The 26,261-nt window shown below is 38.7% G+C and carries 23 protein-coding genes; 16 read left to right on the top strand and 7 right to left on the bottom strand.

Features of this window, described 5'->3' with window-relative positions; genetic code table 11:
* Window positions 1–36: 36 nt before the first annotated feature.
* The 4 genes from L1999_RS18005 to L1999_RS17990 all read left to right on the top strand — a co-directional run bounded on the left by L1999_RS18005 (window position 37) and on the right by L1999_RS17990 (window position 6,634).
* A complete protein-coding gene (locus L1999_RS18005) occupies window positions 37–1,611 on the top strand; it encodes an ABC transporter substrate-binding protein (RefSeq protein ID WP_235739818.1) in 1,575 nt (524 codons plus the stop codon).
* 111 nt (window positions 1,612–1,722) lie between these two features.
* Entirely contained in the window at window positions 1,723–4,092 is a 2,370-nt protein-coding gene (locus tag L1999_RS18000) for a glycoside hydrolase family 2 TIM barrel-domain containing protein (protein ID WP_235739817.1), read from the top strand.
* 49 nt (window positions 4,093–4,141) lie between these two features.
* The gene (locus L1999_RS17995; protein ID WP_235739816.1) at window positions 4,142–5,134 is read left to right on the top strand and encodes a glycoside hydrolase family 43 protein; all 993 of its coding nucleotides are present in this window, start codon (window positions 4,142–4,144) and stop codon (window positions 5,132–5,134) included.
* A 138-nt stretch (window positions 5,135–5,272) separates the two neighbouring features.
* Complete coding sequence (locus L1999_RS17990; RefSeq protein WP_235739642.1) at window positions 5,273–6,634, top strand: IS1182 family transposase; 1,362 nt, start codon at window positions 5,273–5,275, stop codon at window positions 6,632–6,634.
* Window positions 6,635–6,835: 201 nt separating this feature from the next.
* On the opposite strand, the gene L1999_RS17985 is transcribed toward L1999_RS17990, so the two are convergent.
* The 3 genes from L1999_RS17985 to L1999_RS17975 form a co-directional block, all read right to left on the bottom strand.
* Entirely contained in the window at window positions 6,836–7,546 is a 711-nt protein-coding gene (locus tag L1999_RS17985) for a YesL family protein (RefSeq protein WP_235739815.1), read from the bottom strand.
* 186 nt (window positions 7,547–7,732) lie between these two features.
* Complete coding sequence (locus L1999_RS17980) at window positions 7,733–8,560, bottom strand: GNAT family N-acetyltransferase (protein ID WP_235739814.1); 828 nt, start codon at window positions 8,558–8,560, stop codon at window positions 7,733–7,735.
* A gap of 70 nt (window positions 8,561–8,630) precedes the next feature.
* A complete protein-coding gene (locus tag L1999_RS17975) occupies window positions 8,631–9,869 on the bottom strand; it encodes a helix-turn-helix domain-containing protein (RefSeq protein WP_235739813.1) in 1,239 nt (412 codons plus the stop codon).
* 320 nt (window positions 9,870–10,189) lie between these two features.
* On the opposite strand from L1999_RS17975, the gene L1999_RS17970 reads away from it, so the two are divergent.
* The 4 genes from L1999_RS17970 to L1999_RS17955 all read left to right on the top strand — a co-directional run bounded on the left by L1999_RS17970 (window position 10,190) and on the right by L1999_RS17955 (window position 15,569).
* A complete protein-coding gene (locus L1999_RS17970) occupies window positions 10,190–11,563 on the top strand; it encodes an MFS transporter (RefSeq protein WP_235739812.1) in 1,374 nt (457 codons plus the stop codon).
* 127 nt (window positions 11,564–11,690) lie between these two features.
* The gene (uidA, locus tag L1999_RS17965; protein WP_235739811.1) at window positions 11,691–13,484 is read left to right on the top strand and encodes a beta-glucuronidase; all 1,794 of its coding nucleotides are present in this window, start codon (window positions 11,691–11,693) and stop codon (window positions 13,482–13,484) included.
* Window positions 13,485–13,510: 26 nt separating this feature from the next.
* Entirely contained in the window at window positions 13,511–14,416 is a 906-nt protein-coding gene (locus L1999_RS17960) for an ROK family protein (RefSeq protein ID WP_235739810.1), read from the top strand.
* Window positions 14,417–14,636: 220 nt separating this feature from the next.
* Complete coding sequence (locus tag L1999_RS17955) at window positions 14,637–15,569, top strand: DMT family transporter (protein ID WP_235739809.1); 933 nt, start codon at window positions 14,637–14,639, stop codon at window positions 15,567–15,569.
* A 131-nt stretch (window positions 15,570–15,700) separates the two neighbouring features.
* Here the strand turns inward: L1999_RS17955 and L1999_RS17950 are convergent, their stop codons facing one another.
* The 4 genes from L1999_RS17950 to L1999_RS17935 form a co-directional block, all read right to left on the bottom strand.
* Window positions 15,701–16,798 (bottom strand): GIY-YIG nuclease family protein, encoded by a 1,098-nt coding sequence (locus L1999_RS17950; protein WP_235739808.1) that lies wholly within the window; start codon window positions 16,796–16,798, stop codon window positions 15,701–15,703.
* Window positions 16,799–16,854: 56 nt separating this feature from the next.
* A complete protein-coding gene (locus L1999_RS17945) occupies window positions 16,855–17,220 on the bottom strand; it encodes a DoxX family protein (protein WP_235739807.1) in 366 nt (121 codons plus the stop codon).
* 110 nt (window positions 17,221–17,330) lie between these two features.
* Entirely contained in the window at window positions 17,331–17,495 is a 165-nt protein-coding gene (locus tag L1999_RS17940) for a hypothetical protein (RefSeq protein ID WP_235739806.1), read from the bottom strand.
* 381 nt (window positions 17,496–17,876) lie between these two features.
* Window positions 17,877–18,539: a TetR/AcrR family transcriptional regulator gene (locus L1999_RS17935; protein ID WP_235739805.1), complete on the bottom strand. Its 663-nt coding sequence runs from the start codon at window positions 18,537–18,539 to the stop codon at window positions 17,877–17,879.
* A 216-nt stretch (window positions 18,540–18,755) separates the two neighbouring features.
* Between L1999_RS17935 and L1999_RS17930 the strand changes: the two genes are divergently transcribed.
* The 8 genes from L1999_RS17930 (at window position 18,756) to L1999_RS17895 (ending at window position 26,252) form a co-directional block, all read left to right on the top strand.
* A complete protein-coding gene (locus L1999_RS17930; RefSeq protein WP_235744390.1) occupies window positions 18,756–19,394 on the top strand; it encodes a nitroreductase family protein in 639 nt (212 codons plus the stop codon).
* 31 nt (window positions 19,395–19,425) lie between these two features.
* Entirely contained in the window at window positions 19,426–19,722 is a 297-nt protein-coding gene (locus L1999_RS17925) for a putative quinol monooxygenase (protein ID WP_235739804.1), read from the top strand.
* A gap of 850 nt (window positions 19,723–20,572) precedes the next feature.
* On the top strand, window positions 20,573–20,902 hold the full coding sequence (locus L1999_RS17920; RefSeq protein WP_235739803.1) for a DUF3870 domain-containing protein: 330 nt from the start codon (window positions 20,573–20,575) through the stop codon (window positions 20,900–20,902).
* 187 nt (window positions 20,903–21,089) lie between these two features.
* Window positions 21,090–21,746, top strand: a complete 657-nt coding sequence (locus L1999_RS17915; RefSeq protein WP_235739802.1) for a CoA transferase subunit A — start codon at window positions 21,090–21,092, stop codon at window positions 21,744–21,746.
* Between the two features lies 1 nt (window position 21,747).
* Entirely contained in the window at window positions 21,748–22,410 is a 663-nt protein-coding gene (locus tag L1999_RS17910) for a 3-oxoacid CoA-transferase subunit B (protein ID WP_235739801.1), read from the top strand.
* Window positions 22,410–23,600, top strand: coding sequence for a thiolase family protein (locus L1999_RS17905; protein WP_235739800.1), 1,191 nt, complete (start codon window positions 22,410–22,412; stop codon window positions 23,598–23,600). Before L1999_RS17910 ends, L1999_RS17905 begins: the two co-directional genes overlap by 1 nt.
* Window positions 23,588–24,973, top strand: coding sequence for an aspartate aminotransferase family protein (locus L1999_RS17900; protein WP_235739799.1), 1,386 nt, complete (start codon window positions 23,588–23,590; stop codon window positions 24,971–24,973). Before L1999_RS17905 ends, L1999_RS17900 begins: the two co-directional genes overlap by 13 nt.
* The gene (locus L1999_RS17895; RefSeq protein ID WP_235739798.1) at window positions 24,957–26,252 is read left to right on the top strand and encodes an aspartate aminotransferase family protein; all 1,296 of its coding nucleotides are present in this window, start codon (window positions 24,957–24,959) and stop codon (window positions 26,250–26,252) included. The genes L1999_RS17900 and L1999_RS17895 overlap by 17 nt, the downstream gene beginning before the upstream one ends.
* Window positions 26,253–26,261 lie beyond the last annotated feature (9 nt).

The following is a 26,261-nucleotide window of genomic DNA, read 5'->3' as shown; positions in this document are numbered from 1 at the left end:
AGAGTAATCATTTTAAACTTTTAAGGGGGAAATAGAATGTCTAAGATGAAAAAAATCCTGGCACTGGTCTTGATTATGGTGTTGACCTTCAGCCTTGCAGCCTGTAGCGGCTCAAGCAAAACCAGTTCAGGAAACGCTGGAACAAAGGTAGACAAAAATGGGAAAATTGATACTTCTAAGCCTGTAAACGTTACTATGATGGTGTTGGGGGATAAACCAACCAATGGCCAAGTAGAAAAAGTATTGGAAAAAGTGAATGCTAAATTAAAAGAAAAAGTAAACGCTACGATTCAATTAAAATGGATTGAATGGGCTGATTATACGACAAAATATAATCTAACTCTAGCTTCCGGGGAACCTGTTGATTTAGTCATCACAGCAACTGACTGGTTAGATGCTTGGGGTAATGCACAAAAAGGTGCATTCATGGATATTTCGAAACTTCTGCCAACATATGCACCTAAGACATGGGCAGAAGTTCCTAAAGCTGATTGGGAGGAATCAAAGTATAAAGGTAAAATTGTCATGATTCCTGAGGACCAATATACTCAATGGGTGAACCACGGATTCTTCTACCGCACAGATTGGGCAAAAGAATTTGGAATCAATGAACATATTAGCGATTTTGAAACAATGGGTAAATACCTCCAAGGTGTGAAAGATAAAAAACCAGGTGTCATTCCTTGGGATGCACAAGGAACAAACGTTACTACAGCATGGGGATATGTAACTTCTTATTCAGATGCTATTGAACTGCCTATTACAACAGGAGTATTCCCAATTTACTGGGCCAAATCCTATGATGAGAAATATAATGTTATGAGTCCTATCTTCACAGATACTTTTGTCGACTATGCAAAAATGATGAAACAGTGGGGAGATGCTGGTTACTGGCGTAAGGATGTATTGAACTATAAAGGTGACACTAGAGCTGAATTCCAAGCAGGAAAAACAGGTGCTGACCAACATCATACACAAACATTCTCAGGTCTTCGCCCACAAATGGACGTGAAGCAGCCAGGTTCAGCTATTGATATGTTTGCTTGGTCTGATACACGAAACAACTTAATTTCAACATCTATTACACATGGTGCGATGGCAGTTGGAGCTCATAGTAAAAATCCTGAACGTGCCTTAATGGTATACGATTTAATTCGAAACGATCAGGAACTTTATCGATTATGGAGCTATGGTATTGAAGGTGTACAATACGAAATTAAAGACGGAAAACGTGTTCAACCACAAGGTTATGATGACACAAAGGATTCATTCTCTACTAACTTCTGGGGCGGCCGTATGGACAAGTACGAAATCCCAAGTGCCGACTCATATGATGGAATTTCTGAGATTTATGCGAAGTACGATAAAATTAAGAAGCCTTACCCATATGGCCGATTTGTGTTTGATAGTACACCTGTACAGGCCGAAATTTCTGCTTTATCACAAGTGACTGCCCAAATGGTACCAGCCATTGCATTTGGTAAAGCAGGCGATCCAGAAAAGGCTGTAAAAGATTTCCGCAAGAGATTAAAAGACGCCGGTTATGATAAGGTGTTAAAAGAAATCCAGAAACAAATGGATGCATTTAAAAAACAGGTAGAAGGTAATTAATGAGAGATTGTATGTAAAGGAAAAGGGCTATCATTCATGTTTGATAGCCCTTTCTCTATCAGTCTGCTATTTTTTAATAATTAGTATTTAGGTAAGGGGTGTAAGCTTGTTATGGTAAATGTAATATCTCAGGAGTGGAATCTGTCTGTTAAAAGTAGAATGTTTAATTTTGATTGGAAATTCTTAAAGGGTGATCATCCTGATGCATGGGAAATTCAATTTGACGATTCCGATTGGCGTACATTAGACTTGCCGCATGATTGGAGTATTGAAGGTCCTTTTAAAAAGGAATATGCCAGTTCAACAGGATATTTGCCAGGAGGAATCGGCTGGTACCGGAAGAAATTTATCGTACCTGACAGCATCAAGGCAAAGAGAATCGTGATTCAATTCGACGGGATTTATAAAAATAGTGAAGTCTGGATCAATGGACAATTTCTCGGTAAAAGACCTTATGGTTACAGCTCATTTCATTATGATTTAACCCCATATGTAAACTTCGAAACCCAAGAAAATGTGATTGCGGTAAAAGTGGATCACACTGATTTTGCTGATTCCCGTTGGTATCCAGGGTCTGGCATTTACCGGAATGTATTTATCCATTTAACTGATCAGCTGTATATCAAGCCCTATGGTATTTTTGTCACCACTCCGAATATTTCATCATCAGAAGCAGAAATCCATATTCAAACAAGCGTGAAAAATGAAGAACCAAACGAAGCTAAATTCCAAATTGTCCATCAAATTAAAGATGCTGCCGGCAAAGAAATCATCGCTTGTTCATCTGGGGAGACCATGGCTGCAAATGGGGAACAAGAATTTTCTCATTCCATCTTGCTAGAACAGCCGAATCTCTGGTCACCGGAAAATCCGTATTTATACCGTGTGGAAACGACGGTGGTAAAAAATGGTGAAGTGATTGATGTTGAAACAACTCCACTTGGTGTGCGATATTTTCATTTCGATGTGAACTCAGGATTTTATCTTAATGGAAAAAATTTGAAAATGAAGGGTGTTTGTCTTCATCATGACGCAGGCTGTCTGGGAGCGGCTGTTCCTGAAAAGGTCTGGCATCGGCGTTTGAAGCTATTAAAAGACGCTGGTGTAAATGCGATCAGAATGAGCCATAATCCGCCTGCACCGGAGCTTTTAGATATGTGTGATTCCTACGGGTTTTTAGTGCAAGATGAAGCATTTGATGAATGGGAATATCCTAAAAACAAGTGGGTAGAAGGCTGGAATAAAGGGGAGCCATCCCTTGACGGTTATGCTTCCGACTTTACGGGATGGGCAGAGATTGATTTGAGGGATATGATTTTAAGAGACCGGAACCATCCGTCGATTGTTTTCTGGAGTATTGGGAATGAAATTGATTATCCAAATGATCCTTATTCACATCCAGTACTCGAAGAACGTTATAACGCGGACAAACCGGAAGCAAAGGGGATGGGGGAGATTGCGAAAAGGCTGGCAAAGGTTGTAAAGCAATATGATCCCACGCGGCCCGTTACAGCAGCCCTCGCAAGTGTGATCATGTCAAATGAAACGGAATTTCCAGATGCACTTGACGTGGTTGGATATAACTATCAAGAGTTTCTATATCCTGAAGACCATGAAAATTACCCTAATCGTGTGATTTATGGAAGTGAAAACGGGAGGAATCATGAGGCATGGCTGGCTGTAGAACAGAATGACTTTATATCAGGACAATTTATTTGGACAGGGATTGACTATTTGGGAGAAGCCCATGGCTGGCCGCTTCGTCACGCTACACCAGGATTGCTCGATCTTGCTGGTTTCAAAAAGCCTTTATACTTTTTTAAACAAAGTGAATGGTCCGAAAAGGATATGGTCCATGTAGGTTTAACTTCTATAAAGGAAGATCATCCTGGTCAAATTTATTGGGACCATGAAGTTGTCTGCCAATGGAAAGGGAATGAAGGAGAAACAGTTAGGGTGGCTTGTTGTACCAATTGTCCTGAGGTGGACATATTGTTAAATGGAGTATCTGTTGGTTTGAAAAATCGGGAGGACTTCCCAAGTGGAACCATTTATTGGGATATTCCATACGAAAAGGGTACGTTAAAAGCTGTTGGAAAAAGAAACGGGAACATTTGTTGTACACACGAACTCAAGACAGCTGGTGAGCCATCTAAGCTACAGTTACTCGCGGATACCACCATTCTTAAAGCTGATAAACAGGATGTTGCACATATAGAAGTAAATATCCTTGATCAAGACGAAACCCTTGTTTATGACGCAGAAAATCAAATAGATTGCGAGATTGAAGGACCTGGCGAATTGATTGGAATGGAATGCAGTAACCCTGCGAGCCATCAGGATTATAAAGCAAATTTTAGAAATGCCTATCAAGGGAAATTATTAATTTATGTGAAGTCGACTGATCAACCAGGGACGATTACCTTAAAAACATCTTCTGGTGGTTTGGAAAGTTCAGCTCTCAAAATAAAGGTTGAGTAAGAGCTACTTAAAGGTTTGATTAAAAATATACTAGTTAGGAGATGCTTAGATGCCGTATAATAACGCCTCTGACACATCGAATCCCCAAAAGGGGCACCGGCTTATTGATATTCCTGCACACGACCCGTTCGTTTTGTCGCATAAAGAAACAGATACTTATTATTTATATACAACCGGAGATTGGGAATTAACCGATTTAGAAAGAAATGGAGTATTAGCTTATAAAAGTAAAGATTTACTTGATTGGGAGGGACCATTTGTCGTTTTCGAGGTTCCTGATGGAACTTGGGCTCATCCACAGCATGGTACATGGGCACCAGAGGTTCACCAGTACCATGATAAATATTATTTATTCGTGACTCTTCATAATAGAGATACGAAGCTAGCAGAACCGCCGGAAGTGTGGAATACTAATCATCTTCGTGGCACAAGCATTGCTGTATCTGATTCGCCAGATGGACCATTTGAATTACTAAAAACGGATGGGCCAGTGCCGCCTAGAAACTTCATGACATTAGACGGAACCTTATATGTGGATGAGGATGGAAAGCCATGGATGGTTTATTGTCATGAATGGATTCAGGTCATTGATGGTACGTTTGAGGCTATTCCACTAAAAGATGATTTATCTGCAGCTGATGGGGAACCGCAACATCTTTTTAAAGCTTCAGATGCCCCATGGATTAATGCTGAACGAAGGCCTGATGTGAAGCCGTCAGTTTACGTTTCGGATGGGTGTCAATTATACCGGACATATGGTGGTCACCTTATGATGCTGTGGTCAAGCTATAACAATGAGGGGTATGTCCAAACGATGGCTAGATCTAGGTCAGGTAAGTTAGAAGGGCCTTGGGAGCAACTGGATCCGTTGGTTGTTGGTGATAGTGGACACGGGATGCTGTTCAAAACATTTGAAGGGGATTGGATGCTTATTCTTCATCATCCATTCAGTACACCTGAATCGCGGGCTAAGATTTATGAAGTGGAAGAAACGGAGGATAGCTTTAGGGTTATTAAAGCTAGAGTGGATCTTCATAATTAAATAGGACACACCAAATAAAAATTCCTCTCGGTTAGAGAGGAATTTTTCAGACTGTCGACAAATCCGAAAAAATTAAGGGTTTGTAGGCAGTCTTTTTTGTATAATTGGGATATAGATAATTTTTTTGAGGTGGATAAGATGTTAAGTAAGAATACACAGATAAATCGTGACCAATTAGAAATGATAGCTTTAGAACAACTTGTGCCGGCCAACCATTTAGTACGCAAGTTAGAAGCTTCTATTGATTTTTCATTTATCTATCCCCTGGTTCAAGAAATGTATTCTACTGAAAGAGGACGCCCAAGCATTGATCCTGTGATATTAATTAAGATGGCATTCATCCAATACACCTTCGGTATTCGATCTATGCGAAGAACTATTGAAGAAATCGAAACAAATTTGGCTTATCGTTGGTTCTTAGGCTTTGGATTTTATGATAAAGTGCCTCACTTCTCTACCTTCGGTAAAAATTACGAACGACGTTTTAAAGATACAGATTTATTTGAACAGATCTTCTATCGTATTTTGAAGGAAGCCTCTGATAAGAAATTGATTAGTAGCGAGCATGTATTTATAGATTCAACCCATGTAAAAGCAAGTGCAAATAAACATAAATTCGAGAAGAAATTAGTTAGAAAAGAAACGAAAGCATACGAAGCAAGACTACAAGAAGAGATTAATAAAGACCGTGAAGAACATGATAAAAAGCCATTTCCACCAGATAAGTTTGAGAAAGAGGAATTTAAGGAAATAAAAAAAAGTACTACTGACCCTGAGAGTGGTTATTACGTAAAAGACGAGCGTACGAAACAGTTCGCATACTCATTCCATGCGGCCGCTGATCGAAATGGTTTTGTATTAGGGGCAATTGTAACTCCTGGGAATGTCCATGATAGTGTCATTTTCGAACCACTATTGGAAAAGGTAATCGAGAAACAAGGAAAACCTTCTGCTGTTGCTGCTGATGCTGGATATAAAACACCTGCTATTGCCCAATACATATTTGAAAATGATATGACACCTGCTTTACCTTATACTCGCCCTCGTACGAAAGAGGGGTACATGAAAAAATATGAATATGTTTATGATGAATACTACGATTGTTATATCTGTCCGCAAGGACAAGTATTGAAGTATGCAACTACGACGAAGGAAGGCTACCGTCAATACTTCTCTAATCCGATTGAATGTGAAAAATGTCCCTTACTTTCAAAATGCACGCAGAGTAAGGAACATAAAAAACTCATTCAGCGTCATGTCTGGGAACACCATATAGAAGAAGCCGAATATCTTCGTTCGACACAAGAGAATAAAAGCATTTACGCAAAACGCAAAGAAACCATTGAACGTGTTTTTGCAGATGCCAAGGAAAAGCATGGTATGCGTTGGACAACCTTAAGAGGCCTAAAAAAATTGTCCATGCAAGCGATGCTTACTTTTGCTGCCATGAATTTAAAAAAGATGGCCAATTGGACTTGGATAAGTCCAGAAATGGCGTAGCAATAAGCATAGGATAGGCCTAACTTTTGCTCTTACGAGCAAAAAAACAACAAAAAGACACCCAGATTGGCACATCCGGATGCCTTTTGTCTACAATCTGAAAAATTCCTCTCGGTTAGAGAGGAATTTTTATTTGGTTACTGGCTATTTACAAGTTAGCTGCTGCTATCCGCAAATTAGAAATTGCCAACCACAGGTAACTTAGCTTTCTATCATGTTTTTTTCTACTGAAGCACTTTGTTCTATTTGAACAATCCTTGTGAATACCTTATAGTAGGCAAAGAATCCGAGAAAAGAGATAACCGCGCCGCTGAAAAATGGCAATAGAAAGGTTAATTTCATCAAACTAATATACAAAATGACAATACTGATAATGGCAATTCCAAATGAAAGGATGGGATTAGCAATCGATAAAATGAACACATTCTTTAATGCTTGTCCAAGTTTTGTTTCGGTATGAACGGTATGAGAAAAAAAGAAAAGAGTAATAATGAACAGCCAAACCATTAGGAATAAAAATAGGTAACTGCCTAGGAAAATGCGGGAATGAAAATAATAATAGTCAATGCCAACAATGGCCCAAAGAACAGTTAGAATCAATCCCCCGACGAGGCTCCTCTTATAATTTTCCTTATAGTATTTCCAAAAGAATCGTATAATTGGCACTTCTTCTTTCATAACCCATTTCCTGACAATGCCGAACATAGCCGTGGTTGCAGGAAATAAAATAAATGGTGCCAATACGGCAATGGTTATAATTAACATGGAGATTTGCGACATCTCTTTAACAGTAAATAAAGATAATACTAGGTAAGCAATCGGGAAGTTAAACAAAACCCATAACAGATTGGTGCCGGCAAGCTTTGTAATCCACTCAAAAACGGGGTTTAAACGTTCTAAAATATTGTTCATTTTTATCAACTCCAGACCATTCTTGTTGAGAGATAAGTAGGTAATTAACACCTATGTAAACTCTTTCATTATAACATAAATTAAAGCCGAAAAGTGTACCTTGATGAAACAAACGAGTAGGTATTTTTTACAAGAATCTACAAAGTTAAAGAGCCTTTTATGGAGATCATAAAAAGGCTCTTTAAACTATTTTTGATATAGATAATAATCCTGAGAATGGTAGCTTCTAAATCCACATGATTCATAGAGCCTAAGGGCATGCGCATTCTTTGCTTCTACCTCAAGGAAAATGGATAAGCCTTTTTGATCCTCCAGATTGACAATCCTGGAAAGAGCTCTTCTGCCAATTCCTTTCCCTTGGAGTTCAGGAAACACGGCAAACCCATAAATCCAAGCTTCACCATCGGATTCAGCCACGCGCATTTTACCGGTAGGTTTCCCATCAACTTCAATAATGAAATTTTCCTCAAAGTGGTTTTCTCTGAGTTTCAGATTAAACTTCCGCGATTCTTTCTCTTCAAATCCAAAGGCCAAGACTTCAAGCTGTACTTCTGTTTCAAAATCCTCAGCTGTGGTAGAAGGCCTTAAGGTAACAGCAGAGTCTTCAATTAATCCTGTTTTTTGCCATTTCATTTGATATTCGGCAACCGAAAAAGCACATGGGATATTTTTTAAGAATTCCTTTGCCGATTGAGAGTCTGTTGGAGCATTTAATAAAATCGTTTGAAATTTTCGTCGTTTTGAATCCGCAAGTCCCAAAGCTAGCAAATTAGTAAAAATACCTCTACGGCGGTAATCTGGGTGGACCATTCCGCAAAGCTCCACTTTGTTGCCAAAGCCATAGCTGCCGAGAAAACCGACAAGCTTATCGTCTTCATAATGAAAGAAGTCTTCTTTCTCTTTCCCTTCTCTATTTTCAAGCATGTCAAAATTAAGCTTTAGTTTGAAACTGTCAGCCTGCTCGCAAACATTTTGAAGTTCTTTAATGGAAGCTAATTCTTCTTTTGTTAACATATTATCACCTCTGTTCGTTGTCCTCTATTCATTTCTTTCCTTTACTACTTTTTTCCTTCAAAATGAAAAATTATCTTTCCATATTCCCATTTATAAATTGTTTTGGCGTTACACCAGCAAATTTCTTAAAAATCTTTGCAAAATGACTTTGATCATGAAAGTTAAGAAGTGTGGAAATTTCAGCTAAGGTATAGCAAGAATATGACAATAAGTTTTTTGCTTCCTCTATCCTAGTCTGTTGGATATATTGAAGAAATGAAACACCTACTTCCTTCTTAAAAAGATTGGATAGATAATTGGGATTCAAGGAAGTTAATTCAGCTAGTTGAGAAAGTGTTATATTCTCGTAAAGATGGTTAAAAATATAATTTTGGCACATATTTATGGGTTTGGAATATTTATGTTTTTTACTATTTTCCACTCGTTCTGCGAATTCTAAAAGGGCAGTTTCTACTAATTGATCGACTGCTTTACTTTCAGTTAGTTCTTCCAGCTTCTGTATATACAAATCACTAAGGTTGTAGGCTATTTCTTGAAAAAGTCCACCCTCCACGGCTGCCCTTGTTGCGAGTGTTATGATTGAAATAGCCAGATTTTTTTGACTCCGCACATAACTTGTCTTTGATAGTACTCCTTTTTTTCCTTGTTTTTGAATAGCGTGGAAACTTTCTAATAATTTATCCTTTTTTCCCAGCTTTATATAATTTAAGAATTTCTTTTCAATGGATATATCAGTATGAACCATTTTGGTTTGACGTCCTTCGGTTATTCGAGAATCCGGAGTCTCTACCTCAATCCGTGCTTTTTCTACTCCCTCATTATTGTGCAAGATATCTGCTAACGACAATGGTTGTTGATAAACCATGTAATAAATAACCATGCTCATATTAATAAAATTAAAATTACTTATGACAGGAAGTTCAGTATAATAACGAATCATTTCCTCTTTATTTACTTTGATTTGCAGGTCTCTTAAGGTCCCATTGATGGTTTCCTCAGTCATTCTAAAATTAAGGACAGGGCCAACAATTATATTTCCGTTCAATTGATGGTTAGAATGGACACTAATTGAAAAAAATTTCTCCAGGTATTTTGTTTCCTTTAATACTGGAAAATTATGAAGTCCCGTTCCCGAAAAAAGCTCAGCGATGATTGCTGAATTAGAAGGATACAAGGGATTATACAGAGAATTAGGGGCGGCATCATAGACTAACTCACCACGATGATTGTAAAAGTAAACAGGTATTTTATACATGTTAAAAGCTAATGTACAAATATAATTAATCTCCTCTTGTTTAAAAATCCCCACTACTAATCCTCCAATCTCGTATAAAAGAAGAATAAAAACTTATCTGTAATTCATCCTTTTTATCTGTAAAACATACCATAATTTATTGAAAATAAAAACTATAATCTGTTTAAGAAATCGATTTCAAAAACCTAAATAGGGAGGAGAGGGACAGATATTTAGATAGGTAACTAGTAGGATTGCTTGAATTAAGCACCTTTGTCAGGGATTGCACAATACTTAATTTTAACTAAAATGTAATCGTATACATGTTTTGGCCGTCAAAGCTGTCATTTATGTTTAGCAATTATCTAATATAAAAAATTTCCGAGGTGACTAATATGCGTCCTTTTGGTTTCAAAGATAAGGTTGGGTATCTATTTGGTGATTTTGGTAATGATTTCTTTTTTGGACTTGTCGGATCCTTTTTGATGGTCTATTATACTGACGTTTTTCATCTCAATCCTGCTAGTGTAGGAGGGTTATTCTTGTTAGCCCGTTTGTGGGATGCAGTTGCAGACATTTCGTGGGGACGCTTTATTGATACAAGGAAAGCAGGGAAAAACGGGAAATTCAAACCTTGGATTTATAGAATGTCATTCCCGCTTGTGATTTCAGGGGTATTAATGTTTATCCATATTCCAGGGATGTCAAATGGATTTTATACAGCGTATGCTTATGTAACCTACATTCTATGGGGAACCTTGTATAGTACGGTTAATATCCCATACGGCTCAATGGCTTCTGTGATTACAGGGGACCCAGTAGAACGGACCACTTTATCAACTTGGAGATCTCTTGGAGCGACTTTGGCTCAGTTAATTGTCGGAGTTATCGGACCATTGCTCATGTTTGTAAATAATAAAGCGGATGCTAATCACTTTCTAATGGCCGCAATCATTTTCGGAATTCTGTCAATCTCAAGTTATATGGCTTGCTATAAATTAAGTGTTGAAAGAGTAGTCATAAATGAAAGCGCAAAACCAAATGTTAATTTGGCCAAAACGCTAAAAGGTATTTCCAAGAATAAGCCATTAATCGTTTTTCTTATTGGATCTCTAATATTCTTAATTAGTTTAATGTTAATGGGAACTGTCAATACTTATTTGTTTAAGGATTACTTCGGAAATGCAAAAATATTAAGTATGCTAAGCCTTGTTCAAGCAGCAACGATTTTTATTGGGATGCCGCTTGTTAAACCATTGGTATCAAAGTTTGGGAAAAAAGAAGTTGCTTCGGCAGGGTTTTTGCTTGCAACAATGGTCTATTTCATTTTATACCTATTGCCAAATTTGTCTGCCATACAATACCTTGCGATTTTATCAATCGGCATGTTTGGTTATGCCCTATTTAATTTAGTTAGTTGGGCGTTCATTACGGACTTAGTTGATTACCATGAATATGTAACCGGTTTACGTGAAGATGGAACCATTTATTCACTCTACTCTTTTGCCCGTAAAGTAGGACAGGCTGTTGCCGGCGGTATAGGTGGTGTAGCGGTTGCAGCGGTTGGCTATAATCCAGCCCTCCAGGCACAATCTCAAAGTACACTTCATGGAATCCATACTCTGGCTACTTTAATACCAGCAATTGGTCTATTGTTGGTGTTTATATTTCTTGCATTCTTATACCCTTTAAATAAAAAACGTACGGCTCAACTTGTAAATGATATAGAAGTAAAAAGAAATGAAATGAATTCTGGTAAAAGTGCATGAAAGAAAGGAGATAGTTAGGAACACCTTTAACTATCTCCCTTTAATCAAACTAATATATTTAGAAAACTTGGATTCATTGCCAATCATTCAAGATACAGAATCTAGTAGTTGAAGAGGAGAGTTTGAAATGTTATATCCAATTGTTACTGAAACACGTAGTATTATAGATTTAAATGGAATTTGGAATTTTAAACTTGATCCAGGAATTGGATTTCAAGAAAAGTGGCATAATGCCAAATTGTCTGATGCTAGAAGCATGGCTGTTCCTTCATCGTTTAATGATATTGGGGTGCATGCAAATATACGTGACCATGTTGGCTGGGTTTGGTATGAGCGAGAAATAACCATTCCACATATTCTTACCGCTGAACGGGTGGTTTTGCGATTTGGTTCTGCTACCCATTTGGCAAAAGTATATCTAAATGGGGAACTTGTAGTCGAGCATAAAGGTGGTTTCTTACCTTTTGAGGCGGAAATCAATGATTTTTTACAAAAAGGGAAAAATCGATTAACGGTTGCTGTCAATAATATAGTTGATGAGACTACCTTACCGGTTGGCTTTGTAACGGAAAAGGAGATTCCCGGCAAGGGTAAAGTAATCCGCAACCAGCCAAACTTTGACTTTTTTAACTATGCTGGTATACACAGACCCGTTAAAATTTATACCACACCGACCACTTATGTGAAGGATGTAACCATCGTAACGGAAATAGATGGACTGGTTCACTATTGTGTAGATATGATTGGTTCCACACATGTAAAAGTGAAGGTGATAAATGAATCCGGTGATGTCGTGGGTGAGGCATCAGGAACTAAAGGAGAAATCAGCATTCCAAATGTTAGGCTGTGGGAGCCATTAAATGCCTACTTGTATACACTCCGTGTCGAGTTGGAAATGGGTCGGAAAACCGTTGATGTGTATGAACAGCCATTTGGTGTCAGGACGGTGGCGATAAAAGAAGGGAAGTTCCTGATTAATAATAAACCATTTTATTTTAAAGGCTTTGGTAAACATGAAGATTCACCCATCCATGGAAGAGGATTTGATGAAGCCGCAAATGTTTTGGACTTCAACCTAATGAAATGGATCGGAGCTAATTCCTTCCGTACGGCCCATTACCCATATTCGGAAGAAATCATGCGTCTTGCTGACCGTGAAGGATTTGTCGTCATTGATGAAGTACCAGCCGTTGGTTTGCACTTGAATATGATGGTCATGTATAACGGAGGGAATCTGCGTAATACTTGGAAGGAGCTCAAAACATTCGAGCACCATCAACAGGTTATCAAGGAATTAATTGAACGCGATAAGAACCATCCGTCGGTGGTTATGTGGAATATAGCAAATGAACCTGCATCAGAGGAAGAGGGAGCATATGAATACTTTAAGCCCCTAGTTGAACTGGCAAGAGAACTTGACCCGCAAAAACGACCTATTACACTCGTAACACAAATTGAATCTTCACCAGAAAAAGACCAAGTTGCGGAACTACTCGATATCCTTACCTTTAATCGATATTACGGCTGGTATGTTGATGGAGGCAATTTCGCTTCAGCAAAAGAAAAACTTCGTGCAGAATTTAATGGCTGGCTTAAACGATGTCCGAACAAACCGTTTATGATGACTGAATATGGTGCCGATACCGTTGCAGGATTGCATGATGTAGAGCCAGTTATGTTTACAGAAGAATATCAAGTAGAGTTCTATCGGGCCAATCATGAAGTGTTTGATGAATTTACCCAGTTTGTTGGCGAACAAGTGTGGAACTTCGCAGATTTTGCAACCAGTCAAGGGATTATCCGTGTTCAGGGAAATAAAAAAGGGATCTTTACCCGTGAACGTAAACCAAAGTATGTCGCCCATGAACTCCGCAGACGTTGGACGGATATTCCAGATTTCAATTATAAGGGATCATTCTAAAGTTTTTCGGTAGAAAGGTGATTAGTATGTATTTAGTTATTGATATAGGGGGCACCTTTGTTAAGTATGCCTTAATGGATGCAGCAGCGAATATTATAAGCAAAGGTAAACAGCCAATTCCAAGAACAAATTTAACTGATTTTGAAAGTGTGATTTATTCGATTATTGATGCGCATTTATTAAATGAAATAAAGGGAATTGCGATCAGTTGTCCAGGTACCATTGATGTAGATACAGGGATGATTTATAATGGCGGTTCATTCCCATTTTTACATCAAGTCAATCTAAAAAATAAAATTGAAAAGAAATACGATCTCGATGTGTTTATAGAAAATGATGCAAAGTGTGCGGCTTTAGCGGAATTGTGGCTTGGAAGTGTAAAGGATACTAAGAATTCAGTGGTCCTCGTACTTGGAAGTGCAGTAGGGGGAGGAATCATTATTGATGGAAAACTTCATCGGGGAGTCCATCTTTCTGCTGGAGAGGTAAGTTATATCAATAATGCAATTGATACACAAACAAAAGAAGTCGAATATTTTGGTTTGGTTTGTTCTGCTGTTGAAATGGTAAAAAAGATTGCCGAAATAAAGAACATGAAAGATACAACAGATGGAATACAGGTTTTTAAGTATATTAAGGACAACGATGTCGAAGCCAATGCCATTTTTAATGAATATTGCCTTTACTTAGCAGCGCAAATATTAAACCTTAGCTATATTTTAGACCCGGAAATTTTTGCAATTGGTGGAGGAATTAGTGCTCAGCCCATTTTAATTGAAAGAATCCAATGGGCTTTAGATGAAATCAAAAAGGCCAACCCGTTGCATACTGCAAATCCTATTGTTGTTGCTTGTAAGTTTCAGAATGATGCCAACCTTTATGGGGCGCTCTATCATTTTTTTGTCAGTAAAGAATACGCATTTTCCTCATAATTATCGCAGAAAAATAGCAGAAGGATTTTTCTTAGAGGTCTATTTCAACTATACGTAATTATAGTCCTATTAGTATCAAAAACAAATTTAGAGAATAAAGCCGTTTACAATTTTTTTGTACGGCTTTTTACAATTAACAGTATTTAAAATAATGCAAAAATTCTAGGGAAATACTATAATAGACCCTATATGACAAATTGTTGATAGGAAACCTTACAATATGAAAAATCAAAAAATGGATATAACAAAAAGTCCTCTATTTTTAATGCCGATTTTACTGCTTATGTGGGGGTCACTTGCAGCCGTAAGTAAACTACTCTTAAACAACCTAGATAGCTATCAAGTGTTGTTTTATATGTATGGAATTGGAGTTGCTGTTTTTTTTGTTATAGTTGTTTTCAAAGTGAAATTCAGTGTAATCCGCTCTTGGAAAAGATCAGAGTTTGCATTAATAATTTCATGTGGATCCTTTACTTTTCTTTATGACTTTTTTTACTTGAAATCCCTTGAACGCATCCCTGCTGTAGAAGCATCCATGCTTAATTATCTATTTCCTATTTTTATTGTTTTGTTTGCTATACCTATCCATAAAGAAAAGTTAACTGTATACAAGGTGCTCTCAATTGGTATGGGGTTTATGGGAACTGTTCTCCTTGTAACAAAAGGTGATTTGGCAAATCTTACCTTTACGAACTTAAAGGGAGACTTTTTTGCAATGTTAGCCGCAGTAAGTTGGGGGCTCTTTACGAACCTCATTAAGAAGAACCAAAAAGACATGTTTCTCAGCACCTTTTTTATAACCATTACAGCCTTTGTTTTATCTGTTGGAGCGATACTTATATCCTCTGAGTTTATCCTTCCTCATAGAACAGACTTTTTAGGTGTTACATGGTTGAGTATCAGCAACATTGTATTAGGGTTTTTCCTGTATTTTCGGGCACTGAAATATTCTCCCGCTTCTTTAATCGCAAGTTTTACGTTCTTTACACCATTTGTTACTCTTGTGTTTATTGTTATATTGTTGGGTGAAAAACTTACCATAACGGACTATTTTGCTGCATTACTGATCATTTCTAGTGTTCCTATTCAAAAGGTTCGAAATATAATGGGCAAGAAAAAAAGGCAACTAATTAACAAAGGTAATAACGTATAATTAACATTATAAAACCACTTTTCCTTTTAATGGAAGGGAAGGTGGTTTTTTTGATTATAGCTAATTCCACTAAAAGGTTTATGGATGGAAAGGTACATCTTTTTTAGATATAAAACAAGACATGATTTGGACTACCTTTCAAACAAATTTTGACTCTCTTTTTGGAGAATTTCATTTAGTAATTCTTCAAGTACATTTTCAATAAGCAAATCATTCCCTGCCTCAAGCCAAGCATTAGGGATAATACGATAACGGCAATGGCCGCTTTTTAAATAATTATAGATAATTTGCGCCTCATCAAGTTCCTCTTTACTGACTACAATGCGAGTGTTGAGCGGGCTTTGTTTTAAATAAGTTGATAGATTCATCTTGATGGTCTCGAACGGTTGTTCATTATTTAGTATTTCTCTATATAAAACCTTGTTACCCTTAATAAGAAAATGTTTAAAGGTAGACTCAGTTAAGGATTCAACGACCACAATAGTTTGATTTGCCTCTGTGAACTCGATGACCTTCTCCTTAAAAAGGAGGGCATTGATAGTTCCAAGGATGTTCCGATATTTTGCCGCAACTTCAAACTGATATTGTTCGGATGCAGTTACCATCTTTTGCCCGATTTCCTCCAGTATTTCGGAGTCCGTCCCGTTCAAAAATGCAATGATTTTGTCCAATATTCGGTTATATTGTGCTAAAGCGGAACCTCCAAGACACACTCCCATACACAATCCTAAAGAATAATTTAAACACGGTCCATGTTTCATCGACGGGTTGCTGCAGTTTATTTTAAAAACATCTTTTATTCCGGTGATGGCTCTTTCAACAGTGTACTTGTTAAGAAAAGGACCGAAATATAGATTCCCGTCATTCTCCTCAATGGAGCTGGCCATTTCCAGAACCCGCTTGCCTGCAACCATTTTTATCACGAGGTAAATATAGGATTGGGGACTTTTCATTTTTTTATTAAAATGTGGCTTTAATTCCTTGATTAGGTTACATTCCAGTAAAAAGGCTTCAAATTCAGTATCAGTAAGCACATAGTCAAAGTCAAAAATGTTAGAAACCATTTTTTTGATTTTTTGAGTATGGGCTTTGGAATGTTGAAAATAAGACTGGACTCGCTTCTTTAGGCTTTTAGCTTTTCCAACATAAATGATATGACCATGGGCGTCTTTCATCAAATACACCCCAGGAGTTAGCGGCAGCGACTTTACCTTGTCTTTTAGTTTCATAGTGTGTTCACTCACCAAATCATAAATAGATAGTAGTATTTTAACACACGAAAGGATTACCTAGGATATTGCTTGTATAGATAAACTAGTGAAAGTAACATCACAATATCTAAACGTGCTTGAAAGGCAAATGGAAGGAAACCTGTGTGTAATAAGGGAACCTTTGTTACTAAAAGGGCGACGATCATGATTCCAATTAGTGGTACCACTGCATTTTTTACAGATTTATTGACTAATAGTAAAATTCCGCAACCAAATTCGAGGAAAATGATAAGCTTTAACATTAGGTGAGGATAAGGGAGCCCTAGTCCAAGAAAATGATTGGCTACATTGGGACTCATTAATTTCATGAGTGAAGAGGTAATAAAAACATAGGCCACCGCATATCTAATTAATCTATTGGCTGATAAATACATTTTCATGAAAAATCCCCCTTTCTACATTTTTATGCAGGATGAGGGACAGGCCATTACAAAAATACAAAATAATGAGTGTAAGGCAGGAAAATAAAAAAACCACATGGCGTGGTTTTTTAATCGCGTAATGATCCTGCCTCTCGGGAAGTGATTGCCCCTTGTCCCTGGCTTACATCTTTTTTTATTTCTTGTTTTACTTTTTGTGCATCAGTTCCAGCAAATTCTGGATTCATAATAGATCCAGAGCCTAAATTCTCTTTAGCTTGTTGATCCTGTGGCATATGAGACCTCCTTAAATTAATGTTTTCAATCTTATTATTAGGAGGAATCGGGAGAATAATTATAACTCATTTTTTTGTGTGTTGATTCTTCCTAATTTCTAGGTAGGTTCCCCTGTTTCATATCATCAATTCATAGAATTGAATTTTTTTCTAATGTAGTTATAAAGAATGCCTTGTTAGTATGGACATGGCAAGTTAGTATGTAATGTGTTAAAATGAGATTCCTTGGCAGGGGCAACAATATAGTAACGAGGAAGCAGGGGCTTGGTTCGAATTTCCTGCTTCCTTGTGATATCTTCATATAAAATAATTACATCAAATACTTAAATTCATATAGCATTGAAAAAAGCTGTCATACAAATGACAGCTTTTTTTTAGTAGTTAGATGGCTGCTAGTTTTTTCAGGATGGACTCTATCATGGCATGGACATCGTCATCTTCCGTGTTTTGCAGGTATGCAGGCGTAAGTACCTGGGTTTTCTTCGCCACATAGTAATCGAATAGCGCCTGTTTCAAGGACAAATCCTCTTCCATTAAGAAGGAGGTATTCACTAATTTCCCTAGTACCGCTTCATCCTGAATTATGAGTATTGAGGCATTTAATTCGTTAAACACCTGTGCTTTCATGCCATTTTGATAAAAAGTATGAATAATGGACAATTGTTCTTTTCTTGATTGCCTTTTTTTTTCATAAAGATGTAGGCAGCTTTTTTTTAGGTCATGTAAATAAATATCTGAAGCATATGCAGCTGAAAAAACAGCCTGTTCAAACACTTTTTGAAGACGAAGTGGATACGATAAATCTTCGTTCGTAATAGTTTGACCCGCTTCATTTATATAATCAATGCAGAGATTGGTCAGTTCCATGATGATATCTTCCTTGGAAGAAAAATAGTTATATAAGGAAGCCCGGCTCAAATTAATCGTGTCGGCGATATCTTGAATAGTAAGGGAAAGAAATCCTTGCGTACGAACGAGAGGGATCAATTTTTTTACATGGATTTTTCTCATCATCTGTCTTTCATCAGGTGCGATTTTTCTCAAAGTACCACTTCCTTTATCCCGAAATTATATCATAATCCAATAAAGTGAATGAAGAGTTTGATAATCCAATTCTTCACAGTTTACAACTAACAGAAAGTGGAGTATGTTTATACATAGATATCATTTTAGACACTTTATATCAATTTTGTCTAAAATGGTTAATAACATTAGAATAAATGCTTAATGGGAAAAGAGGAGAATATAAGAATGACCATCATGACAACAGCACAAGTAAAGAATGATTTTAAAAAAATTGTAACAGAACGCCGTTCCATAAAGAATTACGATCCATCCGTAAAAATTAGCCGCGAAGAGATGGCAGAAATTCTTACCTTCGCAACACGTGCTCCTTCTTCCGTAAATATGCAGCCATGGCGTTTTCTTGTGATCGAAAGCTCTGAGGCAAAAGCAAAACTTGCCCCTTTAGCTCGGTTCAATCAGACCCAGGTTGAAACATCATCAGCTGTTATTGCGGTTTTTGGTGATTTGAATAATTTTGAGAAGTTCGAAGATATCTACGGGGCAGCTGTAGATAAGGGATTAATGCCTTTAGAGGTAAAAGAGCGAATTCAGGCATCCTTTTCTAGCTACTTTGAAACCATTTCACGCGAAGAGATGAAAGAGGTTGTTTTGGTAGATGGCGGTCTTGTATCCATGCAGTTAATGCTTGCTGCCCGTGCTTATGGATATGATACAAATCCAATTGGAGGATATGAAAAAGACCAAATTGCTGAGGCTTTTGGATTGGATAAGGACCGTTATATTCCGGTTATGTTGATCTCTATTGGTAAAGCAGCTGACAATGGGCACCCATCTGTACGTCTCCCAATTGACCAAGTCGCACAATGGAAGTAATGAAAAATATACAAGAGGGGATTGAGGTTTAATGATTATCATTCATGCTACATTCCAAATAAACCCAGCGAAGGAGAATCTGTTTCTAGAGGAAATCAAGCCGCTTATTTCCGCTTCAAGAGAAGAGAACGGGAATATTTCTTATCGCCTTCAAAAAGATGTAGAAAATGAACATGTATATATGATGGTGGAGGTTTGGCAGGATATGCAAGCTGTTGCCAGTCACAATTCAAGCGATCACTTCAATAAGTTCGTAGCTAAAGCTAAAGATTTCTTAGCTGCACCATTAGAGGTTAAAGCATTTGAGGGGCAGTCTTTAAAATTATAGATGCTAACAAATATAATGAGAAGTAGAGAGGGTGTCCTAAGAGTATAACTTTTAGGGCATCCTCTTTTTTTGTGTACCTTCCGTTCATAAACTAGAAGAATTATTATATCCATTTATTTTAAGGTATAAAGAGTGGTATGAGAGGGACGAAGCCACAAAGTGCAGTAAGGGGAAATTAGCACAGAGGTTGGGGCGGTGAGAGCTACGGCTGCTTACATGGGCGTGTTAGATAGAATAAAGTTTGTACTTAAAATCCTCATATAAAAAATCTAAAATTCTCGTTTCCATTATACTTCTACATGCTCGTTTTTTTCGAAAGATAACATTTTTTGAATTCAACGTACGTCTATTTTATTGGTAATAAATTTTTTGCGGTTTTGCGCAAAAATAAGAAACGGAGTGCCAATAAATTTTGCATATTGTTTTTTATATTGTTTATAAATAGGTGTTTTTAATATTGGCACAGTAATTGCATATTTTTTAAGTGAAAAAAATATTTTGGATAAGTGTCCAAGATTATCCATATATGAGAGGGGTGACAGGAGAAATTCAATGCTATTATAAAAAAACAAAAGAAATGAATTAAAAATATTCACAATCATCAAAGTGGGATTACTGGTGAATACAGAACGTGGTTGGTAAAAAATTTTTAATCTTTGTGGAAGGGTTTTGTCAAGCAAGAGATAATTATTTATATAGAGATTAAAAATAGTAGAAAGCCGTTTTTAGGTGATGTAAGCGCTCTTATATATTTGAAAATTTAGAATATTATTATTGACATAGTTTTTTCTGACACGTATACTCGTGTTAGAAATATGATCAGTTGGTTTTTGAAAGGAGGATTAGGGGCATGCAAACACTGGAAACAGTGATTGTTACAGGATATGCAAAGGCTCCACAGGGAACTTCCATGTATGAAATGTATAAGCATGCGGGAATTGTACTCGAAGTGGAACTGAAAGAGCATAAAATTATCGGCGCCGAATTTACATTCGTAACAGAACTAACGAAAAACTATTTTCAAAAACTACTGATTGGTTACTGTCTTCAAGACGGTCTTGAGCCGCTGATAGAACGAATTCAAAGCTTTTATTTTGCTCCATCCCAGCAAGCGATCATTGTGGCCCTTCAGGCGGCAGTTCAACGTTACTGGGATAACATAAAGCAAAAGAATACATAACGTTTGGTTATAATAAAGTGGGAAGATGACCTCTTTCCATGGTCTTATTAAAACCGGGCAAACATGAACACTTTGTATAGAATGTTCTTTGGAACACATTCTTTATGGAGGATTTATGTTTTGTCCGGTTTTTTATTTTTCCAAACCGTTAAAACACACAAAAAGCCAAGAGGAGGTAGGGAAAAGGATGAGCAAGCTAATTACATGCGCTGAAGCTGTAAAAATGGTTAAAAGCGGCTCACGGATTATGGTAGGAGGATTTGGACTAGTCGGATGTCCGCTCAGTTTAATCGACGCTTTGGCTCAAAGAAACGTGAAAGACTTAGAGATTATTAGTAATAACCTCGGAGAGCCGGGTAGAGGTCTTGGAGTTTTAGTACGCAAAAAACAAGTGAAAAAGGCGATCGGTTCCTACTTTACCTCTAATCCTGAAGTCGTGAAAGCCTATCAGGATCAAGAATTAGAGGTAGAGCTTATCCCGCAGGGAACGATGTCTGAGGCTATCCGGGCGGGCGGTGCCGGAATCGGGGGATTTTATACACCAGTCAGTGTTGGAACGAAAATCGCCGAAACCAAAGAAGTGAGAGCCCTTAACGGTAAAAAATATGTGTTCCAGGAACCAATTAAAGCCGATTTTGCCTTCATTAAAGCGAAAAAAGCGGATCAATTAGGAAATCTCATTTACAACCAATCTGCAAGAAACTTTAATCCAATGATGGCAACAGCTGCAAATGTTGTGATTGCAGAGGTTGACGAGATAGTGGAGGCAGGGGAAATTTCTCCTGAAGAAATTGTAACCCCTCATTTATACGTGGATTATATCGTTGTAAAGGAAGGGAACTAGCATGAATCCAAAACAATACATTGCTGCAAGGGCTGCGAAGGAATTAAAGCCTGGAGATATCGTCAATTTGGGGATTGGGATTCCAACGATGGTGGCTGATTATATTCCATCAGATGTCAAAGTGTTTTTACATTCGGAAAACGGCATTCTTGGAGTAGGTCCTTCTCCAGATCTGGAGCATAGGGACCCAAATCTGGTCAATGCCGGGAAACTACCCGTTTCGGTATTAGAAGGAGCATCGTTTTTTGATAGCGCTTCCTCTTTTGCAATGATTCGCGGAGGGCATGTAAGTGTCTCCATTCTTGGGGCACTGCAAATCGATGCCAATGGTCGGATCGCTAATTGGGCCGTACCAGGAAAAAGTGTTCTTGGTGTTGGCGGGGCAATGGATTTATTGGAGGGCTCCAAGACTGTGATTGTCACCACAAAGCATACAAATACTGAGGGGGGGCCAAAAATCGTCAAGGAATTAACCTATCCAATAACATCCGAACGAATAGTAGATTTAATTATTACTGATTTGGCGGTATTTACTGTAAAGGCAGATGGACTTCATTTGATCGAGCTGTCCCCTGGGGTTTCCCTTAGGGAAGTGGAGCAGAAAACGGATGCACCTTTCCATATTCCTGAGTCATTTAAAAACAGCAAAGAGGTGACCGTGTAGTGGTTGTCATTGTAAATGCCTTTCGTACTGCCATCGGAAGCTTTGGCGGGTCACTGGTAAATACTCGTCCAGAAGAGCTGGTTTCACTAATTATGAAAAATAACCTTTCTGCTTCCGGTTACGGTGCCAATATTGTCGATGAAGTCATCGTGGGGCAAACAAAGCAGAGTGCCCATGCTCCGAATATCGCAAGGGTCGCTGCACTATTGGCCCATTTTCCAGAATCGCTTCCTGCTTATACGGTCCATCGGCAATGCGGCTCGGGAATGCAGGCAGTTTTAAACGGAACTATGTCGATTTTGGCCGGACAGGCTAGCGTTGTGCTAGCAGGGGGAGTTGAAAGCATGTCACAAGCTCCTCATTATTTGGTTGGCAGTCGATTTGAAACAAAGATGGGAGATATCACATTATACGATTCCAATACGGAAAGTCAGCCAAAATCCCAGCCGGAGGAGATATACGGCCGTTTAACGATGGGGCAAACAGCAGAATGGCTGGCTGAAAAATATAACATTAGCCGCCAGGAACAAGACGAATTTGCTTATATAAGCCAGCAGAAAGTGAAACGCGCCATTGAAATGGGTCGTTTTGAAGAAGAAATTATTCCTGTTCCGGTAAAGGAAGGAAAAACAGGGATCAGAAATTTTGCGACAGATGAGCACCCTAGATTAACGGAAATTGAAACACTTGGAACATTAAGGCCTGTGTTTCAAATGGATGGTACGGTAACAGCCGGTAACTCATCCGGAAGAAATGATGGTAGCTCAATGCTGCTGTTGATGTCCGATGAAAAGGCGAAACAACTCGGAGTTGTCCCGATGGCAAGGATTCGTTCTTTTGCTGCAGCGGGTGTATCGCCGAGAGAAATGGGACTCGGTCCTGTGCCGGCATCCCAAATGGCATTGAAAAAGGCGGGGCTCCGTTTGGAAGATATCGATTTAATTGAATTAAATGAGGCATTCGCTGCGCAAAGTCTTGCCTGTTTACGAGAATGGGGCATAAAAGGAGACAACGTCAATGTTAATGGTGGGGCGATTGCCTTAGGGCATCCACTTGGATGTTCCGGTGCAAGGATCGTCACTACATTGTGTCATGAGCTTGAAAAACAAAAGCGGCAATTTGGCCTTGCAACGATTTGTGTCGCAGGAGGATTAGGAATGGCTATGGTGGTGGAAAGATGGATGGAATAAAAAAAGACTACGTGTTTCATCGTGATTTAAAAAAGGATTATCCAATCATTACCCATGGTGCAGGCTCCTATCTTTTCGATGAAAGCGGGAAAAAATATTTGGATGCCTGCTCGGGAGCAGTAGCAGCCAACCTGGGCCATGGAATATCATCCATCGGCGAGGCTATGGCGGAACAAGCAAAAAAAGCAGCTTTCGTCCATACTTTGCGTTTCGAGACAAAAGCGCTCCATCAGCTGGCCGAAACAATCGGCCAAATGGCACCGGACGATTTAAATAAAGTATATTTTACAACCGGTGGTTCCGAAGCAAATGAAAGTACTCTGAAGCTGGCAAGGCAATATCATCGGGATGCCGGCAGACATCAAAAACATATTGTTATAGGGAGATGGCAGTCGTACCACGGTAACACGATTGGTTCTTTATCTGCAGGAGGAGATGTCAAACGCAGACACGCCTATACACCTAATCTTTTAAACTATGCCCATGTCTATTCTCCCTACTGCCATCGTTGTCCCTATGATCGTCAAAAAGAAGATTGTCTTTCGAAACAAAACTGGACGTGCGTTACGGATATTGAAAGAACGATTTTAGAGCTTGGGCCAGAGAACGTATCGGCGTTTATAGCCGAACCGATTGTTGGAAGCCAGCAAGGAGCTGTACCGCCGCCGCTCGGGTATTTTAAAAAAGTTCGGGAGCTGTGTGACCGTTATCAAATTCTTTTAATTATCGATGAAGTGATGACTGGATTTGGTCGTACCGGCACCAACTTTGCGACAGAACAGATAGGGATCGTTCCGGATATGATTACTTTTGGAAAAGGGGTATCAGCGGGATATGCCCCGCTTGCCGGAATGATTGTTCATGATCGGGTAATCGAAGGGCTCATTGAAAACAGCGACGGGAAATTCATTCACGGTTACACATATAGCGGGCATCCCGTAGCGGTTGCAGCCGGCCTAGCTGCATTGGAAGTATATAAGCAGGATATGGTGCTGGAAAACGTCAAAAAACAAGGTGCTTACCTTTTCAACCGGCTTTTGGAGTTGAAGCAAAAACACGCTTTTGTCTCTGATGTGCGCGGTAGAGGGCTTTTAATGGGGATCGAGCTTGTGAAGGATCGTGAACAGGATCTATTGTTCGATCCAGCAGAAAAAGCGGCTGAAAGATTGAATGGAATTGCCATGGATCTCGGTGCGGTTTTTTACCCCGGTTCCGGTTCGATTGACGGCACAAAGGGGGAACACCTTATCATTAGCCCGCCTTTAAATGTTACCAAAACAGAAATGGATGAGATTGTAAGAATTCTAGATGAATCATTCACCATATTCAAGCTTCAATTAAGAAAGGATGAACTCTATGAAATTACAAAATAAAACAGCAGAAATCCAAGAAAAAGCAAAAAAACATTTATCACCGGTTATGACAAGGGTGACCGAGCTTGTCATTGAAAAAGCGCATGGCGCCAAATTTTGGACGATGGACGGAAAGGAATATATTGATTTCGTTTCAGGAGTCGCCGTCAACGCTGTCGGGCATACGAACAAAAAAATGGTTGAGGCGATTCAGAAGCAGGCAGAAGCCTTGATACATCTGGGATTGAACTATGGTTATTATGAAACGGCGGCAAATTTGGCAGAAAAGCTTGCTCATATCACTCCTGGAAATTTAGACACCGTCTTTTTCTCCAATTCTGGAGCGGAAGCAATTGACGGGGCTCTTAAACTGGCAAAAGCCGCAACAGGAAGACCAGCGATTATTGCTTTTGAAGGATCGTTTCATGGCCGCACACTAGGAGCAACAGCCATAACGGCCTCAAGCTCTAAATACCGCCGTTATTATGAACCGATTTTAGGCGAAGTGTACCATGCACCATTTCCGTATCCCAGCCAGTTGAAAAACATTAGAGAAGAAGAAGTTGAAGAATATTGCTTGAATCAGCTTCAGAAATTGTTTGATTTACGTGTCGACCCTTCACGAGTAGCTGCAATCATTATTGAACCGGTAATGGGGGAAGGCGGCTATTATCCAGCACCGCCAAGTTTCTTGCAGGCGTTAAGAAAGATGACAGAGGAACATGGCATTTTGCTTATCTTTGATGAAGTACAAACAGGATTTGGCCGTACAGGCAAAATGTTCGCGGCAGAGCACGCGAATGTGACGCCTGATATTTTAGTACTGGCAAAAGCCCTTTCTGGCGGAATGCCTCTTGGTGCCATTGTGGCAAGTCGCGAGCTGCATGAAAAATGGCCGACGGCAGGTCATGGTTCGACATTTGGTGGAAATCCGGTTTCTTGTGCAGCGGCATTGGCAAACATTGAGGTTATTGAGGAAGAAAAATTAGTCGAACGCAGTGCAAAACTAGGTGCGAAAATTGTGCGCAGGCTTCAAAGCTCGATCGGTCATTTACCAGGTATTGTTGAAGTCCGTGGAGTCGGTATGATGATCGGCATTGAATTCGATTTGCAATCTGCTCCTTACTATGTACCTAAAATTAAATCAAAAGCACTGGAAAATGGTTTGCTTATTATGAACTGCGGTGTAAGCGGACAAACCATCCGACTAATGCTGCCACTTAATATTGAAGAAGATGTGCTGAACATAGGATTAACGATTTTAGAAGATGTGATCACTGAAAGCATTTCAGGAAACTAATTTTCATTT

Source organism: Neobacillus drentensis (genome assembly GCF_021560175.1).
GTDB classification, from domain to species: Bacteria; Bacillota; Bacilli; order Bacillales; family Cytobacillaceae; genus Neobacillus; species Neobacillus drentensis_A.
This window is presented reverse-complemented; position numbering and strand designations above follow the sequence as displayed.